Source organism: Comamonas aquatilis (assembly GCF_965139575.1).
Lineage (GTDB): Bacteria > Pseudomonadota > Gammaproteobacteria > Burkholderiales > Burkholderiaceae_C > Comamonas > Comamonas aquatilis.
In genome coordinates, this window is sequence record NZ_CBCSIW010000006.1 from 141,744 (window position 1) to 159,829 (window position 18,086).

The 18,086-nt window shown below is 64.6% G+C and carries 11 protein-coding genes and 2 tRNA genes; 8 read left to right on the forward strand and 5 right to left on the reverse strand.

Annotated elements, in window-relative coordinates:
* Nucleotides 1–7: 7 nt before the first annotated feature.
* The 5 genes from ACNAZA_RS10360 (at nt 8) to recD (ending at nt 9,875) form a co-directional block, all read left to right on the forward strand.
* Nucleotides 8–83 (forward strand) — tRNA-Phe (locus ACNAZA_RS10360).
* A 153-nt stretch (nt 84–236) separates the two neighbouring features.
* Nucleotides 237–312: transfer RNA gene (locus ACNAZA_RS10365), tRNA-Phe, on the forward strand.
* Nucleotides 313–487: 175 nt separating this feature from the next.
* Nucleotides 488–3,997 (forward strand): exodeoxyribonuclease V subunit gamma, encoded by a 3,510-nt coding sequence (gene recC / locus ACNAZA_RS10370; protein WP_415796497.1) that lies wholly within the window; start codon nt 488–490, stop codon nt 3,995–3,997.
* Nucleotides 3,994–7,803 carry an exodeoxyribonuclease V subunit beta gene (recB, locus tag ACNAZA_RS10375; protein ID WP_415796498.1) on the forward strand — a complete coding sequence of 1,270 codons (3,810 nt, stop codon included), beginning with the start codon at nt 3,994–3,996 and terminating at the stop codon, nt 7,801–7,803. Before recC ends, recB begins: the two co-directional genes overlap by 4 nt.
* The gene (gene recD, locus ACNAZA_RS10380; RefSeq protein ID WP_415796499.1) at nt 7,800–9,875 is read left to right on the forward strand and encodes an exodeoxyribonuclease V subunit alpha; all 2,076 of its coding nucleotides are present in this window, start codon (nt 7,800–7,802) and stop codon (nt 9,873–9,875) included. The genes recB and recD overlap by 4 nt, the downstream gene beginning before the upstream one ends.
* Nucleotides 9,876–9,893: 18 nt before the next feature.
* Here the strand turns inward: recD and ACNAZA_RS10385 are convergent, their stop codons facing one another.
* Nucleotides 9,894–10,307: a VOC family protein gene (locus ACNAZA_RS10385; protein ID WP_120965973.1), complete on the reverse strand. Its 414-nt coding sequence runs from the start codon at nt 10,305–10,307 to the stop codon at nt 9,894–9,896.
* A 60-nt stretch (nt 10,308–10,367) separates the two neighbouring features.
* Nucleotides 10,368–11,027, reverse strand: a complete 660-nt coding sequence (locus ACNAZA_RS10390; protein ID WP_415796500.1) for a glutathione S-transferase — start codon at nt 11,025–11,027, stop codon at nt 10,368–10,370.
* A 291-nt stretch (nt 11,028–11,318) separates the two neighbouring features.
* Here ACNAZA_RS10390 and ACNAZA_RS10395 point away from each other — a divergent pair, with 291 nt between their 5' ends.
* The 3 genes from ACNAZA_RS10395 (at nt 11,319) to ACNAZA_RS10405 (ending at nt 14,190) form a co-directional block, all read left to right on the forward strand.
* Nucleotides 11,319–11,825 (forward strand): copper chaperone PCu(A)C, encoded by a 507-nt coding sequence (locus tag ACNAZA_RS10395; RefSeq protein ID WP_415796501.1) that lies wholly within the window; start codon nt 11,319–11,321, stop codon nt 11,823–11,825.
* Nucleotides 11,826–11,965: 140 nt separating this feature from the next.
* Nucleotides 11,966–12,841 (forward strand): PhaM family polyhydroxyalkanoate granule multifunctional regulatory protein, encoded by an 876-nt coding sequence (locus tag ACNAZA_RS10400; protein ID WP_415796502.1) that lies wholly within the window; start codon nt 11,966–11,968, stop codon nt 12,839–12,841.
* 71 nt (nt 12,842–12,912) lie between these two features.
* Nucleotides 12,913–14,190, forward strand: a complete 1,278-nt coding sequence (locus ACNAZA_RS10405; RefSeq protein ID WP_415796503.1) for an FIST signal transduction protein — start codon at nt 12,913–12,915, stop codon at nt 14,188–14,190.
* A 95-nt stretch (nt 14,191–14,285) separates the two neighbouring features.
* Here ACNAZA_RS10405 and ACNAZA_RS10410 read toward each other — a convergent pair whose 3' ends face one another.
* The 3 genes from ACNAZA_RS10410 to ACNAZA_RS10420 all read right to left on the reverse strand — a co-directional run bounded on the left by ACNAZA_RS10410 (nt 14,286) and on the right by ACNAZA_RS10420 (nt 18,046).
* On the reverse strand, nt 14,286–15,443 hold the full coding sequence (locus ACNAZA_RS10410) for a CMD domain-containing protein (protein ID WP_415796504.1): 1,158 nt from the start codon (nt 15,441–15,443) through the stop codon (nt 14,286–14,288).
* 24 nt (nt 15,444–15,467) lie between these two features.
* Nucleotides 15,468–16,955, reverse strand: a complete 1,488-nt coding sequence (locus ACNAZA_RS10415; protein WP_415796505.1) for an NAD(P)-binding domain-containing protein — start codon at nt 16,953–16,955, stop codon at nt 15,468–15,470.
* Between the two features lie 68 nt (nt 16,956–17,023).
* Nucleotides 17,024–18,046 (reverse strand): Bug family tripartite tricarboxylate transporter substrate binding protein, encoded by a 1,023-nt coding sequence (locus ACNAZA_RS10420; protein ID WP_415796506.1) that lies wholly within the window; start codon nt 18,044–18,046, stop codon nt 17,024–17,026.
* Between the last annotated feature and the right edge of the window lie 40 nt (nt 18,047–18,086).

Below are 18,086 nucleotides of genomic sequence, written 5' to 3' on the forward strand. Positions count from 1 at the left end.
AAGAAAAGGCCCGGTAGCTCAGTCGGTAGAGCAGAGGATTGAAAATCCTTGTGTCGGCGGTTCGATTCCGTCCCAGGCCACCAAATTCAAATCCCTAGTGCTGCAAGGTACTGGGGATTTTTGCATTCAGGCCTGATTTCTAACGGCGACTTCATCGCCGGATGCCTAGGCACGATGCGATGGCGAAAGTATGCATATAATCACGACTTCAGCAAACATCAACGCTGAATGAAAAAGGCCCGGTAGCTCAGTCGGTAGAGCAGAGGATTGAAAATCCTTGTGTCGGCGGTTCGATTCCGTCCCAGGCCACCAGATTCAAAGCCCCAGTACTGCAAAGTACTGGGGCTTTTCTCATTGCATCAAGGCCCGGGCCCTGGGATTTTGCGGGCGCTCGGCATGCAGCCGCGGGGTAGACAAGACGCGGTAAGCTCGCTGCTTGCCATGCTGCCGGCGTACAAGGCGCAGGCAGGGCATTGGGAGGGCTTACGTGACGACACAATGGCAGCCGGGGCTGATCGCCCTGCATGGAAATCAGACCGAAGCGCTGGCCGATACGGTGCTGGCCTGGCTGGCCGCGCATCCGCTGCAGGTGCTGGAGCCGGAGATCGTGCTGGTGCAGAGCAACGGCATGGCCGAGTGGTTCAAGATGCGCATGGCAGCGGCCCAAGGCGTGTGTGCCGCCGCCCGGGTCGAGCTGCCCGCGCGTTTTGTGTGGCGCAGCTATCGCCAGATTTTGGGTGCGGACAAGGTGCCGCGTGAATCGCCGCTGGACGAAACGCCCATGATCTGGCGTCTGATGCGCATCCTGCCGCAATGTCTGGAGCAGCCTGAATTTGCGCCGATTGCCAGCTTTTTGCGACCTGGCGAACCTCAGCGCCTGCTGCAGCTGGCCGAGCGCCTGGCCGACCTGTTTGACCAGTATCAGATTTACCGGGCCGATTGGCTGGATGCCTGGGCCCAGGGGCTGGCTGTGCTGCGCAACCCCGGGCGCCCCGATGTGCCCGTCCCCGAAGGCCAGCTGTGGCAGCCCAGCCTGTGGCGCACGGTACTGGCCGAGCTTGATGAGGTGGAACGCGAAGCCACGCGCCCTGCCTTGTTGGCGCGCGTGCTGGCTGCGCTGCAATCCGGTCAGCCGCCGGTCAGTCCGCTGGCCCGCCGGGTGGTGGTTTTCGGCATGAGCCAGATGCCGCTGTCTCTGATGCAGTTTCTCAGTGGCATTGCCCAGCACAGCCAGGTGCTGATTGCCGTGCCCAACCCCTGCCGTTTCCACTGGGCCGATGCGATTGACGGGCGCGAGCTGCTACGGCAGGAGCGCCGCCGTCACCCGCATCGAGGGGGGCAGGATCTGGCGCGCATACCGCTGGAGGCCATGCACGCCCATGCCCATCCGCTGCTGGCGGCCTGGGGCCGGCAAAGCCGCGACTATGTGCGCCAGCTCGACAGCTTCGACACCACGGACGAGGTGGCTGCACAATGGAGCTGGCCGCGTGTGGATGTGTATGACGAAGCCGATGCCCATGATCTGGCGCAGGCTCCCTTGCTCACCCAGGTGCAGCAGCGCATACGCGATCTGGTGCCGCTGGCCGAGCATCCGCAGCTGCAGATTCCCGCAGCTGACCGCTCCATCGTTTTCCACAAGGCCCATGGCCTGGTGCGGGAGCTGGAGGTGTTGCACGATGAATTGCTGCACATGCTGGCCCAACCTGCGCAAGGCGAGCAGGCAAGGCTGGCCCCGCGCGATGTGGTGGTCATGCTGCCGGCGATCGAAGAGGCGGCGCCGTCCATCCGTGCTGTGTTCGGCCAGTACGGGCGCCACGATGCGCGATACATCCCTTTCGATATTGCCGACATGGGCGCGCGCGCCAGCAGCCCGCTGATCACGGCGCTGCAATGGTTGCTCAAGCTGCCGCAGCAGCGCTGCCGCTTGAGTGAGTTATGCGATCTGCTGGATGTGCCTGCCGTGGCGGCCCGTGTGGGGCTGGATGCCGATGAGCTGCCGCAGCTCACCCGCTGGATGGCGGGGGCGGGCATACGCTGGGGCCTCAATGAAGCCCAGCGTTCGCAACTGGGCTTGCAGGCCTGCGGCGACCCCAATAGCGCCTGGTTTGGTCTGCAACGCATGTTGCTGGGCTATGCCAGCGGCGGCAGCGCCGAGACGCAAGTCCAGGCTTTTGCCGGGATTGAGCCCTATGACGAGGTTGGTGGTCTCAGTGCCGAGCTGGCCGGCAGCCTGGCCAGCTTGCTGCAGCGTCTGCTGCAATGGTGGCAAACCGCCAATGAGCCTGCAGCGCCTGCGCAGTGGGCAGAGCGCTTTCGCGCCCTGCTGGACGATTTTTTTGTCAGCCGTAGCGATGAGGATCAGGCTTTGCTGGCCGCGTTGGATATGGCCCTGGTCCACTGGCAAAGAGCCTGCGAGCAGGCCGATTTTCATGCCGAGCTGGTGTTGGAAGTTGCCCAGGAGGCCTGGCTGCAGGCCTTGTCGGAACCCGCCTTGAACCAGCGCTTTCGTGCCGGTGGCGTCACCTTCTGCACCCTCATGCCCATGCGGGCGATTCCGTTTGAGGTGGTTTGCCTGCTGGGCATGAATGATGGCGACTATCCGCGTCGTGCCAGCCGTTCCGATTTCGATCTGATGGCCTTGCCAAAGCAATCGCGTCCCGGCGACCGGGCCCGGCGCGATGACGATCGCCAGCTCATGCTCGATGCTCTGCTGTCTGCGCGGCGCATGCTCTACATCAGCTGGGCTGGGCGCCATGTGCGCGACAACAGCGAGCAGCCGCCGTCCGTACTGGTTTCGCAGCTGCGTGACTATCTGGAGCAGGCCTGGCAGGGCGAGGAGGGAGGCAAGTTGCTGGCGCAGCGCACGCATCAGCACCCGCTGCAACCCTTTAGCCGCCGTTATTTCGAGGCCGATTCCGCTGTGCGCACCTATGCCCGCGAGTGGCATGCGGCGCACGCGGCGCAAGTTGCGGCCGTCGCCTCCCAGGCCGTGCCCTTTGTGCTGGATGCTGGCACCCCGCTCACGCTGGCGCGGTTGACGGATTTTCTGCGCCACCCTGCCCGTGCTTTTTTGCGCAACCGGCTGCTGGTGCGCTTCGAGCCGGACGAGGAGGTCATCGAAGACGACGAGCTGTTCCAGGTGGACGGCCTGACCGCCTACAGCCTGGTGCAGCAGCTGCAGCAAGACGTGGTCACGCAGCTGGTTCATGCCGGAGATTTGGTGGATGCAGATGTCTCGCGGCAGGTGCAGCAACAGGTGCAACGCCTGGCGCGCGCGGGCGTGCTGCCGCTGGCGGGTCTGGGTGCACGCGAAGCCCAGGTCTTGCAAGCCCAGGTCACACCCTCGCTGGTGGCTTGGCAAAATCTGATGAAAGAATGGCCGCAGCCGGCATCCAGAATGCGCTTGCTGCTACAAGAAAATGACTTGCTGCTGGATGATTGGGTGGACGGTCTGCGTCAGCGCAGCGACGCCCTCACGGCGCAGGCCCATGAATTTCAACTGAGCTGGTTTGCCATGGACCCGCGTAGCCTCCTGGACAAGGAGCGCCAGCCGCGTGCGGACAAGCTGCTGTCCATCTATGTGCGCAGCCTGGCTCTGTCTGCCACGGGCACACAGGCCCTGGGCTGTGTGGTGGCGCGCGATACCGTGCTCTGGGCCTTGCCCATGGAGCAGCGCCAAGCACAATCGGCGCTGCGGTCCTTGATGACCTTGTGGCTGCAAGGCCAGAGCGCGCCCTTGCCCTTGCCGTTGCGCACGGCCATGGCCGCTGCCGCTGACGATCTGCGCGCCGCCACGACGGCCTATGAGGGCAGCCATGTGCTGGACGGCGAATGCACGGATGCCAGCTGGGCGCGTTGCTATGCCGGTTGGGACGACTTGCTGGCCAGCGGCCAGTTTCAAGACCTGGCCAAGACGGCTTACACCCCCCTGCTGGAATGGAAAAGCCAGTACCTGCGCACCGAGGCCTTGCCCGAGCTGAACCAGGGACAGGCATGAGCAGGCCACAAGAGATGAATCCCATGACCCAGGCGGCCAGCCATATTCTTGATGCGTTTCAGCTTCCGCTCTGGGGCTCGCGCCTGATCGAGGCCAGCGCGGGCACGGGCAAGACCTGGACGATTGCCGCCCTGTATCTGCGCCTGGTGTTGGGCCATGGCGGCGAGCAGGGCTTCAACCGGCCGCTGATGCCGCCCGATATTCTGGTCATGACCTTTACCCGGGCCGCCACGCGCGAGCTGTCGGACCGGATTCGCGATCGCCTGGTGAATGCCGTCAAATGCTTTCGCGGCGAGCAAGAGCCTGAGGAGCACGATGTGTTCCTGCGCGATCTGCGCGCGGTCTATCCCGAAGGCCCGCTGCGCGCAGCCGCTGCATGGCGGCTGGACATGGCCGCGCAATGCATGGACGACGCGGCCATTCACACCATAGACGCCTGGTGCCAGCGCATGCTGCGCGAGCATGCTTTCGACAGCGGCAACCTGTTTGACGAGACGCTGGAAGCCGATGAAAGCCAGCGCCAGATCGAAGCGGCCCAGGACTATTGGCGCCAGCAGTGCTACCCCCTGTCTGGCGAACTGCTGGAGCAGGTGCTTGAGGTCTGGCCCCATGTGGGGGCGCTGGTGGGCGATATGCAGTCACTGCAGCGCGAGGCGGTGCCGGCCGAGGCCGGAGCCGGCTCGCTGGCCGAATGCGTGGCGCAAGCCCGGCAACAGCGGTGCCAGGCCTTGCAAGCCCTGGCCGAGGGTTGGGCGGACAAGACCCAGCGCTTGCAGACCTGGCTGGATGCGCAGCTGGACGGCAACGGTGCCCTATGGGACAAGCGCAAGCTGCAGCCGGGGCGCTACACGGGCTGGCTGGCGCAGATTGCGGCCTGGGCCGCTGACCCTTTGAACAGCACCTTGGAGTTGACGGATGCCGCGCGCAAGCGCCTGAGCCCCGAGGGCATGGCCGAGGCCTTCAAAGGCTCGACCATGGATTTGCTGCTGCCCACGGAATTTGCCCAGCTGCAGCAGCTGTTGGGCCAGCTGGCCCGGATTCCCAGCATGGCCGTGGTGCTGCGCCTGCATGCTGCGGCCCAGGTGCGACAACGTCTGCAATGGCTCAAGCGCCAAGCCGGCACCTTCGGTTTTGCCGATATGCTGCAGCGGCTGGATGGCGCGCTGGCTGGCGAGAACGGCGCGGCGCTCAGGGCCAGCATTCTGGCCCAGTACCCGGTGGCGCTGATTGACGAGTTTCAGGACACTTCGCCGCTGCAATACCGTCTGTTTGAGCAGATTTACCGCACGGCCGACAACGACTCGGAAAGTGCTTTGCTGCTGATCGGCGATCCCAAGCAGTCGATTTACGGGTTTCGCGGTGCCGACATTTACAGCTATCTGCAGGCGCGCCAAGCCACCGAGGGCCGGCACTATGTGCTGGGCACCAATTTCCGCTCCACCCAGGCTCTGGTGGCTGCCGTCAATCACTGGTTTGCCGAGGCAGAAAAGCGGCCCGGCGAAGGCGCTTTCATGTTCCGCCAGAGCAGCGCCGAGAATCCTCTGCCATTTGAGGCTGTGGTTGCCAACGGCCGCGCCGAGGTGCTGATGACCGGGGCCCAGCCCATGGCCGCGCTGACCGTGGCCTGGGATGGCTCCGTGAGCGATGAGCCGCTGAGCAACGAGGTGATTCGTCGCCGGTTTGCCGAGCATTGTGCCGACCGGATCGTGCAGTGGCTGATGGATGAGGCCACGGGTTTTGCGCAGCCGGGCAAGCCGCTGCAGCGCCTGCGGCCCGCCGATATTGCCGTGCTGGTGCGTACCGGCAAGGAGGCTGCCGCCGTGCGCCGTGCTTTGGCCCAGCGTTCGGTGGCTTCGGTGTATCTGTCTGATCAGGATTCGGTGTTTGCCAGCGACGAGGCGCAAGACCTGCTGTACTGGCTGCGCGCCGTGGCCGCGCCGCTGGATGCAATGGCAGCGCGCGCGGGTCTGGCCACCCGTTTGATGGGCCTGACGCTGGACGAACTGGCCTGGCTGGCCGCCGATGAAGAGGCCTTTGATGCCCAAAGCGAGCAACTGCGCGAGTTGCACAGCCTGTGGCTGCGCCACGGCGTGCTGGCCATGCTGCGCCAGACGCTATACCGCTTCCAGCTGCCTGCGCGCTGGCTGGCCGAGCTGGGGGGCGAGCGGCGGCTGACCAACTATCTGCACCTGGCCGAGTTGCTGCAAACTGCCAGCGCCCAGCTGGAGGGTGAACAAGCCTTGATCCGCTGGCTGGCCACGCAGATCGAGCAGCCAGGCAGCGGCGGCGAGGCGCAGATCGTGCGACTGGAATCCGATGCCGATCTGGTCAAGGTGGTGACGGTGCACAAAAGCAAGGGCTTGGAATATCCCGTGGTCTGCCTGCCGTTTGCCGGCAGCTTCAGGCTCATGGAGCGGCGCGGCACGGCCTATCTGTCGCTGCCCGTGCAGGGCGAGGCAGGCCCGGCGCGCGAACTGGTGCTGGACTATGACGACGAGCAGCTGGCGCAGGCCGACCGCGAGCGGCTGCGTGAGGATTTGCGGCTGTTCTATGTGGCGCTCACCCGTCCGCGCCACGCGCTGTGGATGGGCATGGCGCCCATGAAGCGCGGCAATGGCAAGGCCTGCGTGAATGAGAAAGGCTCGGCCGGCTATCTGCTGGCCGGCGATGAGGCGCAATCCCTGCCCGGCTGGCGCCAGCAACTGGGCGCCTTGGCCGATGGCTGCGAACAGATTGCTGTGCTGGATCTGCCGGCGCAGCTGCCCGAGCTGCAGCTTTGGCAGTCGCCAGAGGCCGCTCCGGCGCTGCTGGCCGCGCCCCAGTACGCGGCGGAATTTGACCGACGCTGGGGTATTGGCAGTTTTACCTCGCTGACGCGGGCCATGGCCGCTCCCAGCGTGCCGGTGCTGCCCGTGGTGTCCCTGCATCCGGCCGACGATGAGGCGCCGGCTGCAACGCCGGACGCCGCCGACAACGCATCTGCCAACACCTTGCCGGACGCTTTGCTGCCAGGCCTGCCCATGCAGGCCGCGCCCGTGGCTGCCGTCTGGCACCGCTTCATGCGCGGCCCCGTGGTGGGCAACTTTCTGCACGACCAGCTGGAATGGCTGATGGGCGAGGGCTTTGACCTGCCGCAGGTGCCGAGCGAAGCAGGGGAGTTCAGTGCGCTGGAGACCCGGTTGCTGCGCCGCTGTGAGCGCGCAGGCCGCAAGGATCAGGCGCTGGATGTGCTGCGCTGGTTGCGCGCCGTGGTGCACCAGCCGCTGCCGCCGCTGCAGACCAGCCTGGTGCAGCTGGGTCGGGAACAGGCCTTGCTGGCCGAGATGGAGTTCTGGTTGCCGGCCCACAAGCTCTCGGCTCCGCGCATCGATGCGCTGTGCCGCCAGTACATCCTGCCCGGCCTGCCGCGCCCGGCGCTGCCGCAGCGCGAGCTGCACGGAATGTTGATGGGCTTTGCCGACCTGGTGTTCAGCCACCAGGGGCGCTACTGGGTGCTTGATTACAAGACCAACCATCTGGGCCCGGATGCCGGTGCCTACACTCCCCAGGCCTTGGCCCATGCCATGCTGGCCCACCGCTATGACGTGCAGGCCGCTTTGTACCTGCTGGCCTTGCACCGTCTGCTGCGCAGCCGCCTGGGCCAGGCTTACGAGCCCGCACAGCAGCTGGGCGGAGCGCTGTACTACTTTTTGCGCGGTATCGATGGCGAGACGCAAGGCATGCATGTGCAGGGCTGCAGCGACGACATGCTGGCGCTGCTGGATGGGCTGGATGCCTTGCTGCAGGAGAAGGAGGGCGAGGCATGAAAAGCAAACGCCACTTGGATGTGCATACCCAGGATTTGTTTGCCGCGCCCGAGCTGAGCGTGCAGTACATGCTGACTGCCTTGCAGCGCTTGAGCGATGCGGGCTTGCTGCGCAGAATTGATAGCGCTCTGGCGCAGTTTCTGTGGAGCCAGGATGCGGCGGCGCAGCCGGCCTTGCTGATGGCGGCCGCCGTGCTGGCGCAGATGGAGGGGCGCGGTCACAGCTGCCTGCCGCTGGCAGAGCTGGTGCGCAGCCCCAATAACGTGCTGGCCTGGCCCAAGGAGGCCTTGGCCGCGCAGGAAGTGCTATGGGCGCAGCTGCCCGCCAGCCTTACCGACTGGCTGGCCGCCTTGCAGCGCAGCCCCGTGGTGCGTGTGCTGGGCCGCGATGCCGATCATGGCCAGCCCCTGGTGCTGCTGGGCGGCGAAGCTCCGCTGCTTTATCTGCGCCGCTACTGGGACTATGAACGCAGCGTGGCTGCGCATATTGCCAGCCGCACGGCCGTGGATGAGGCTGGCGTGGATGAAGCCAAGGTACGCCTCTGGCTGGACCGGTTGTTTGCCGCTTCTGCCAGTTCAACCAGCTCAGCCGAGGCGGTCGATCTGGACTGGCAAAAGCTGGCCTGCGCGCTGGCTTTGCGCGGCCAGCTGTCCGTCATTACGGGCGGTCCGGGCACGGGCAAGACCTATACCGCGGCGCGCCTGCTGGCCTTGCTGTTTGCCACCGCACCCGATGCGCAGCAGCTGCGCGTGGCGCTGGCCGCGCCCACGGGCAAGGCGGCGGCGCGGCTCAAGCAGTCGATTGATACGGCGCTGTTGGACCTGAACCCCGTGGTGCAGGGCGAGCTGGATCTGCAGGCCTTGGTGCAGCGCATGGGCGGCGCCCGCACGCTGCACTCGCTGCTGGGCGCGCGGCCAGATACCCGCCACTGGGGCCACCATGCCGGCAAGCCGCTGGATGTGGACGTGCTGATCGTGGATGAGGCGTCCATGATCCATCTGGAGATGATGTCGGCGCTGCTCCAGGCCTTGCCGCCCACGGCGCGCCTGATTCTGCTGGGCGACAAGGACCAGCTGGCCTCGGTGGAGGCCGGTGCCGTGCTTGGCGATCTATGCCGCGATGCGCAGGCTGGCTGCTATCTGCCCGATACCGTGGCCTATGCCCGGCGCGTGACGGGCTTGGAGATTCCCGCCGGTTTTGTGGCCGCCCAGGCGGCGCTTCCGCTGGCCCAGCACACCGTGATGCTGCGCAAAAGCCGCCGCTTTGGCGGCCCCATAGGCCAGCTGGCACAAGCCGTGAACCAGGGTGAGGCGCGGCAGGCCCTGGCCTTGCTCGAGGAGCACTCACGCCTGGGGCGCTCGGCCGTACTGTGGGCCAGACAAGGAGGCGAGGTGGCGGAAGTCTCCAGCGCTGCCGTGCAAGGTCGTGGAAGCCAGGCCAGCTATGCCGCTTATGCGCAAAGTCTGGGCCTGTGGCGCGAAAGCCGCCCGCAGACCGAGCCTGCGCATCAGGCCTGGGTGATGGAGGTGCTGCAGTCTTTTGACCGCTTTCGCCTGTTGTGCGCCGTGCGCGAAGGCGACTGGGGTGTGGCCGGCCTCAACCGTGCCGTGGAAGCCCAGTTGCAGGCCCAGGGCGTGATCCGCAAGGAGGGCGAGTGGTATATGGGCCGCCCGGTGATGGTCAGCCGCAATGATGCGGCGCTGGGCGTGTTCAACGGCGATATAGGCATGGCCTTGCCCAGCTTTGCCGACCCAGCACGGCTGCGCGTGTATTTCTTGCAAGGCGATGGCTTGCACCATGTGAGCACTGCGCGGCTGGCCCATGTGGAGACCGCGTTTGCCATGACGGTGCACAAAAGCCAGGGCTCGGAGTTCGAGCACACGGCGCTGGTGCTGTCCGCACAGGGCGGCAGCGTGCTCAACCGCGAGCTGGTCTACACCGGCATCACGCGGGCCCGCGAGGCGTTCACGCTCTGGGCCGAAGTGCCGGGGCTGCTGGCCTCGGCCATTGCCAGCCCGACGCAGCGCTCCAGCGGTTTGCTGCGATTTTTGGAGCAAAAAGCGCTTGATTGACAAGCGCTTCAGGCATTTTCAATGCTCGTAAACCGCTTCCCAGTTGGCAAAGCCTTTGACCTCGATGGGGTTGCCGCTGGGGTCGTAGAAAAACATGGTCCATTGCTCGCCGGGCTCGCCTTCAAAGCGCACCTGAGGCTCCAGCACGAATTGGGTATTGGCGGCTTTCAGGCGCTCGGCCAGGGCCAGCCAGTCGGGCTTGAGCAGGATCACGCCCAGGTGGGGCATGGGCACCATATGGTTGCCCACCTTGCCGGTATTGGCCACGGCAAAAGGCGGGCCCAGATGCAGAGAGATCTGGTGGCCGAAGAAGTCGAAATCAACCCAGGAATCCGTGGAGCGGCCCTCGCGGCAGCCGAGCACGCCGCCATAAAAGCGGCGCGCCTCATCCAGATCGGTCACGTGGTAGGCAAGGTGAAACAGGCTTTGCATAGTGCTGCCTAAGATAGCACCACCCAGGCCTGCCGCCGGCCAAAGTCCGTCACCTGGGCTTTAGCGGCTGGCCTTGGCCTGGATGCGTGCCATCAGCTCGGCGGTATTGGTCTTGCGGTCGGCATTGAGCTTTTGCACCGTGGGGCGCTCGCCCATGCGGGCCAGGTAGTCGCGTGTCGGCAAATCGGCCAGCACGTCCTTGCCGCAGACGATCTTGCTGGCGCCGCTGATCAGCGGCAGGTGGACGATGGCGCTGCAGTCGGCCAGGGTGAACTGCTCACCGGCGATGAAGGGCGTATCAAAGCGGGCCAGCTTGGCAAAGGCGGCCACGTTTTTTTCCAGCTGCTCCAGCGTTCGGTCGCGTGTGCTGTCGCTGACCTTGCCGCCAAAGAAAGCCTGGGGGTAGAGATTGCGCGCCACCAGCTCCAGGTGCAGATTCAGATACACGCACAGCTCGCGCACCTTGGCGGCGGCAAATGTATCGGCGGGCAGCAGCGGCACTTCGCTGGACAGCGTTTCCACGTACTCGATGATGGCGTCGGATTCGCTGATGGCTCCGTGGCGGGTGCGCAGATAAGGCACTTTTCCCAGAGGCGATTCGGCCGGATTGGTCTCGCCCAGCCAGGCATTTTCTTCTTCGAAAGCGATGCGCTTTTCCATCAGGGCCAGTTTGACTTTGTTGTAGTAGTTGCTGGCCGAGAATCCGCACAAAGTGATCATGCTGTTGTCTCCTAGGGTTGTGAAATATCTGCCGCCGTCGGGGTGAGAGTTGTGGCCGCGTGTCCGCATATTAGTCGCAGGCTGCGAGAACCCTGCGTCACCGATTGGATAGCGCGGCTTCTACAATGAATCGAGATGCGGCCCTGGGTTTGCCTGCGCCGCCATCGCCTGCTGCATCGGCTTTTTGCTCTTGAAACAAGAGCGTTCTGCGCATGAATCTCTTGGGCTGGAACGCATTTTTGCTGCAGCAAGCCGGTTTTAATGCCAAATGTCTTGAATGGAGAAAATCACATGAATCTGCGCAAATTCGGCGCTGCCCTGGCCCTTGGCTCTGCCCTGTTTTCCGCAGCGGCCATGGCGCATTCCGATGCTGCCCATGTCAAGGCCGAAGGGGCCTGGGCCCGCGCCAGCGTGCCGGGTCAGCAGGGTACGGGAGCTTTTATGCGCCTGACGGCCACAGAGCCGCTGACGCTGATCGGTGTGGAAACTCCGGCCGCCGCCGTGGCCGAGGTGCATGAGATGAAGATGGAAAACGATGTGATGCGCATGCGTGCCGTCGAGGCTCTGCCTTTGCCTGCGGGCAAGACGGTGGAGCTCAAGCCCGGCGGCTACCACCTGATGCTGCAGCAGCTCAAGGCGCCGCTGGTCAAGGATTCGCAAGTGCCCATCACCCTGGTGCTCAAGGACGGCAAGGGCGCCGTATCGCGCCTGACCTTGCAAGTGCCGGTGAGCATGGTGCCGCCCAAGGGCGCAGCACCGGCCACGGATCACACGGGCCACGGCGGCCATCAGCATTGAGAATGAACAGGCCTTGGCTTGAACCTCCAGGACCTGTTTTTCGGGGAAAGCACGGAGCTGAGCCGCAATGCCGCGTGCGGTGAGTTGGGAGCTCTGGGTTAAGCTCTATTCAACGTGCAATTTTCCTGCGAGAGGCATCCATGAGCGACACATCCCCGTTTGGTTTCGGCAAGTTCATCCCCGGTTTCGAGTTTTTGCAGAATCTGGCGCAAAACGCCGGTTCTGCCAACAACCCCATGGGACGCATATCGCAGTGGGTTGCGCCCACGGTCAGCGTGGAAGAAGTGGAAAAGCGCATTGCCGAGCTCAAGACCGTGCAATTCTGGCTGGAGCAAAACGGCAAGGCGCTGTCGGCCACGATTCAGGCGCTGGAGGTGCAGCGCATGACGCTCTCCACCTTGCAGGGCATGAACGTGAGCATGGGCGATCTGGCCAAGTCCTTCCAGTTCCCCGGCGTGGCTTCGGCCGCTGCCGAGGCTGCCCAGAAGGGTTTTGGCGCCTGGCCCATGACGGGCGAGGGCAAGGCCGCTGAGCCTGCACCGCAGCCAGCTGCTGCGCCTTCACCTGCGCCACAAGCGGCACCCGAGTCCGAACCGCAGCCGGAACCCCAGGCTCAGGCGACAGAATCGGAGTCTGCTGCCAACCCGCAACAGCAGGCCCAGGCCGCCATGGGCCAGGCCATGCAGTGGTGGGGTGCGCTGACCCAGCAGTTTCAGCAGATTGCCGCCAAGGCCATGGCAGAGCCGGTGCCGGCCCAGACCGTGGCCGCAGCGCAGCGAGCCTCCGATATGGCCAGCGATTTTGCCAAGGCTTCCATGGAGAAGGTCATGCAGCAGGCTGGTGCGTTTGCAGCCGGCAAGACCCCGCCTCAGCCCGCCGAAGACAAGGCCGGCGCACCACGCGCGGCAGCGGCCAAGAAAGCCGCAGCCAAATCTGCAGCCAAGCCCGCCGTGAAGGCAGCGGCCAAACCGGCAGCCAAAAAGGCGGCGGCCAAGAAAAGCAGCCCGCGCGCTTAAACGCTGCCGGCCTGTAGATGGCATGGTCTGAGCGCAACAGCGCCAGACCTGTCCAGAAAAGGAGGTCCCCCATGTCGTTGTTTCCTGTAGGGCATGCCAGCCACCCTCAATGGCGTGAAGCGGTACAGGAGGTGGTGCAGCAGCTGCGCAGCCAGATGCTGCGCAAGCAATGCGCCAAGCGGCCTCAGCTGGGGCTGATCTATGCCTCGCATGGCTTTGCCCGCCATGCGCAAGACATGCTGGCACTGCTGGCCCAGTCTCTGCCGCAGGTAACGGACTGGGTGGGCTGCTCCGCCGCCGGCGTGCTGGCCATGGAGCATGAATACCTGGACGACAACGGCCTGGCAGTGATGCTGCTGGATGTGCCTGCGGCCCATTACCGCGTGTATTCCGGCGTGGCGCCGCTGGCCCTGGGAGGCACCGAAGCCGGGTTTGAGGCCCAGGCCGCCCTGGTGCATACCGATGCCGGTCAGCCTGAACTGGCCGAGCTGCTGCAGGAACTTGCCGAGCGAACGGCATCCGGCCATCTCTTTGGTGCGCTGGGCGGCGCGCAGGCCCAGGGCGTGCAGTTCGCCTGCCGCAGCGACGATTTGCCAGCGCTGCGTACCGGTGCGGCCGTAGGCGTGTTCCGCGGCGGCTTCTCGGGCGTGGCTTTCTCTGCCGAGGTGGCCTGCCTTTCCCGTCTGGCCCAGGGCTGCACGCCGCTGGGCGAGGAGATGGAAATCACGGCCGCCCAAGGCCCCGTGCTGCTGAGCCTCGATGGCGAGCCGGCTTTGCCCAAGCTGCTGCGCCTGCTGGATCTGCAGCAGGAAAAAGACAGTGATGTCGGGCACAGCGGCTGGGATTTCGCGCTCAAGGCCTTGCGCCAGACCCAGGCCGCGATTGCGCAGCCAGGCCATGGCCTGGAGCGCGGCGTGTTGACCGACGAAGCCCAGGTGCTGAACCTGGTGGGGTTGGACCCCATGCGCCATGGCGTGGCCCTGTCGGCTGCGGTCGAGGCAGACAGTGCGGTGATCTTCTGCCAGCGCCAGCCCAGCGCGGCGCGGCAGGAGCTGATGCAGATGGCAGCTGCGCTCAAGGATGCTTTGCAGCCGGATTTTGCTGAGGGCGATTCACCCTCCGTGCCGGAAGCGGTGGCACAAAAGATTCGCGGCGCGATTTATGTCAGCTGCAAAGGCCGAGGCAGCGAGCTGTTTGGCGGGCCCGATGCCGAGCTCCAGATCCTTCGCCATGCGCTGGGCTCGGTGCCGCTGATAGGGCTGATGGCCGATGCCGAAATCATGGATGGCCGGCTGCATCACCTGGCAGGGGTGCTGACGGTGTTTACCGAAGTTGATACCGTGGAATAGCCACCAAGCCCTGGTCCATCAATGGACAGCTGCTTCTGAATAAATAGCAATTAAAAAAGCGAGGGCCAGCCTCGCTTTTTTAATGCCTGCAAACCTTAGCTGGCCTGTGGATAGATTTCCACGCCCAGATTCAGCATCAGGCGGTTGGCCCAGCCAAACAGGGCGGCGGAGTGCAGCATGTCCAGAATTTCCAGATCCGACAGGCCTGCATCGCGCAGCGGCTGCAGGTTCTGCTTGCCAAAGCTGCCGGGCGTACGAGTCAGTGCCAGCGACGATTGAATGATGGCGCGTTCGCGGGCATTGGTGCCGGCGGTATCGGGGTCGTCGAACATCTGGGCCATCACATCGTTGCGTTTGGCCAGTTGCTCAAAGCGCTGGGCATGGACCGAGGCGCAGTACACGCAGCGGTTGGAGCGCGATACGGCCGTGGCTGCCACTTCACGCTCGGCGCGCGAGAGGCCGCCGGGCGCATACATGATGGCGTTGAAGGCCTGTGAGCGCTCCATCAGCACCTCGGGCTGGCGGCCCAGCAGCAGGTAAAAGTCCATGCTCTTGGCCTTGGGGTGGCTGACTTCCAGCACTTTTTGCTGCTCGGGCGTGGCCGTTGCAGGGTCGAGCACCGGCAGCCAGGCCTTCCAGTCCAGGGTTTCGCTGGTAAAGCCGTTGCGGCGCAGCGGCTCGCCCGGGGCCGGCAGATTGGCGGGGTGCACAAAAGCGACGGCGGCTGCAGGCTCTGCGGCCGGCGCATCGGCCTGGCCGCCCATATCGGCCATGGCTTTCACGCCCACCAGCAGCCGGGCCTGATAGGCCACAAAGCCGATCAGCTGGGCCAGCAGCACGGTGTCGTCCACCGACAGGCCGGCAGCGGGAATGGCCAGCAGGGCCTGCTGATCGCTCTCGGCAGGATTGAGCGCCAGCGCCCGGACAAAGTGCAGCATGGCATCCATGCGGGCATTGCCGGTCTGCACGCCTGCCGTGGCCAGAATGGCCTGCAGCTCGGGTGCGAGGGTGCCGTCCAGCGCCTGGGCGCGGCTGCGGTACTCGGCCTCCAGTGCTGCCACACCGCTCACCCGGGCTTGCTCGGCGGCCAGCACCAGGCGTTCGGCCTGGGTCAGCGAGCCGGCCAGCGTGTTGCCCAGCAGCAGGTCTTCGCAGGCCTGCGTGGCCACGGCCACTTTTTCGCGCTCATGGCGGGTGGTGAAGGTGGGGGAGGCATTGCCAAGGCCTGCCAGGCGGTCAATTGTGTCGCTCATGTCTTGTCTCTCGAATCTTGTGGCTTAAATGCGGTGGGATTGGCTCAGCGCCTGCACGCGCTCGGCCGGGTTGGCTGGTGTCCATTCCGTACCGTCCAGCTCGGGCTCGGCATAGGACTGCAGCTGGGCAAAGTGCTGCGCGATATCGTCGCGATAAAACAGCGAGGCCAGACCTTGCGCCAGCTTGCGCGCGCCGTCACTGATGGCGGGAATGTCGCCGGAGACGGTTCCATGCGAGAGCGCAGCGGGGTAGCAAAAGCAGTGGATGTGATTCAGCCCTGGCTGCTGGCCCGGAGTGTTTTCCTGAAACTCGAACAGCGGGCCCAGATCGGGCGAGGCCGACAGCTCGGCATCTTCGTCGCCCGCTTCGGGTGTGAAACGCGTATTCCACAGCTTGACGTGAGGGGCGATGTCGGCAAATTCCGGTCGCAGGCTCCAGTCAATGGCAAAGCCGGTGGAGACGATCAGAAAGTCCAGTACAAACACGCCGCCGGGCGTGCTGACATGCAGCTTGTCGCCCGCCTGCTCCACGCTTTGCACGGCGCAGCCAAAGTTGAAGTGGGCATTGGCATGGCGCGAGACGCGCAGTGTGCTGCCATGGGGTGGCGGCACCTGCTGGGCGTTGATGTAGTGGCGTATGCGCCATTTCCATTCATCGGCCAGCAGATATTGGCCGTGGGTCAGGCCGGGCACGCCCGAACCCTTGGATTTGTTGATGCGCGGCAGCTCTTTGCGGCGCACCAGCATGTCCACGCTGGCGGCGGCGTTCTCCAGAGCAGTAGCCGCGCTATCCATGGCCGAGGCTCCGGCGCCCACCACGCCCACATGCTTGCCGGCCAGCGTGGCGTAGTCCATTTCGTCCGAAGAGTGGGCCCAGAACTTTCGGTCCACACCTTGCAAAAAAGCGGGTAGCTGCGCGCCGCCCAGGCCGTCGCGGCCCGTGGCCAGCACCAGGCGGCGGGTTTGCCAGGTCTGGACTTGGCCGTCTGCCCTGACATCGACTTCCACCACGCCATCGGCCTGGGGGCGCACGGCCAGCACTTCATGGCTGTTGCGCACATCGGCTTGCGTGACGCGGCGGTACCAGCGCAGATAGTCCATCCACTGCAGGCGGGGGATCTTGTCCAGCGCCGTCCAGGCTTGCAGGCCGAACTGGGCAATGAACCAGGCGCGGAAGGTCAGCGAAGCAATGCCCATGGCCGGGCCTGTCAGCTCCTTGGGCGAGCGCAGGGTCTCCATGCGTGCCGTGGTGGCCCAGGGGCCTTCCATGTCCAGCGGGGATTTGTCCAGCAGCACGGGCGTGATGCCCACCTGCTTGAGTGCCATGCTCAGCGCAAGGCCCGCCTGACCGGCGCCGATGACGATGACGTCATGCACGGGCTGGTTGTTGCGGGTGAAGGAGGGAATCCAGGCCTTGGCAGGCCAGCCCAGGGTGAGCAGATCGTCACGCAGGCGTTCTTCCAGAGCGGCCAGGCCCAAAGGCTGGGAGGCCGTAGAAGCAGAAATTGACATAGAAAAACCCAAAAAAGCGCCTACAGCCAAGAGGCTGCAGGCGCGCAAACTAACTCTGTATGCCGATCTTAATCAATGCTGATGTTGGCATCCTTGACCACCTTGGCCCATTTGATGCGATCGCTGTGCACGGTCTTCTTGAATTGTTCGGGCGATTCTTCGCGCAGGCTGTTGCCTTGCGAGACAAAGCGTTCGCGGATTTCGGGCTGCTGCTGTACTTCGCGCACAGCCTTGTTGAGCTTGCTGACGATGGCCGCTGGCGTGCCCTTGGGCGCAAAAATGCCGAACCAGATCGAGCTGTCAAAGCCCTTGGTGCCGGGCAGGCCGCTGGAGGCGATGGTGGGCACTTCCTTCACGGCTTCCACCGGCTTGGCGGTGGTCACTCCCAGCAGACGCACCTTGCCCGCCTTGTAATGGGGCAGCACGGTCTGCACCTGGTTCATGATGCAGCAGGTCTCGCCGCGCACCACGGAGGTGATGGCTTCGGGGCCGCCCTTGTAGGGGACGTGAACCATGTCCAGACCCAGGCGCGAGTTGAACTCGGCAAACGCCATATGGGTGCCTGCACCGTTGCCGGTGGAGGCAAAGTTGTACTTGCCGGGGTGGGCTTTGACCTCGTCCACGAACTCCTTGAGGTTCTTGACGTTGATCACATTGGGGTTGATGGTCAGCACGTTGGCGACATCGATCAGCGGTGCCACCGGCACAAAGTCGGCTTCCACATCGAAAGGCAGCTTTTTGTACAGGGCGGCATTGCTGCCGTGGGTGGCGGCGGTGCCGAAATACAGGGTGTAGCCATCGGGCTTGGCACGGGCCACATGCTCGCTGCCGATATTGCCTGCGGCGCCGGTCTTGTAGTCGATGATGATGGGCTGGCCCAGCTTCTGGCTCAGGGGCTCCTGCACCAGACGGCCGACGACATCCACGCCCGAGCCTGCGTTAAAGCCCATGATCAGGGTGATGGGCTGGTGTGGATACTGGGCCACAGCTTCGGCCGCATGGCTGATGTGAGACAGCAATGCCAGAGTCAGCGCTGAGGCCGAAACAGCGAGGGCGCGGGATCCGGAAAAAGAGCGGGTGAGCAGGCGCATGGGAGTGACGCAGTCCGATGGAACAATGAATCTGCCAATT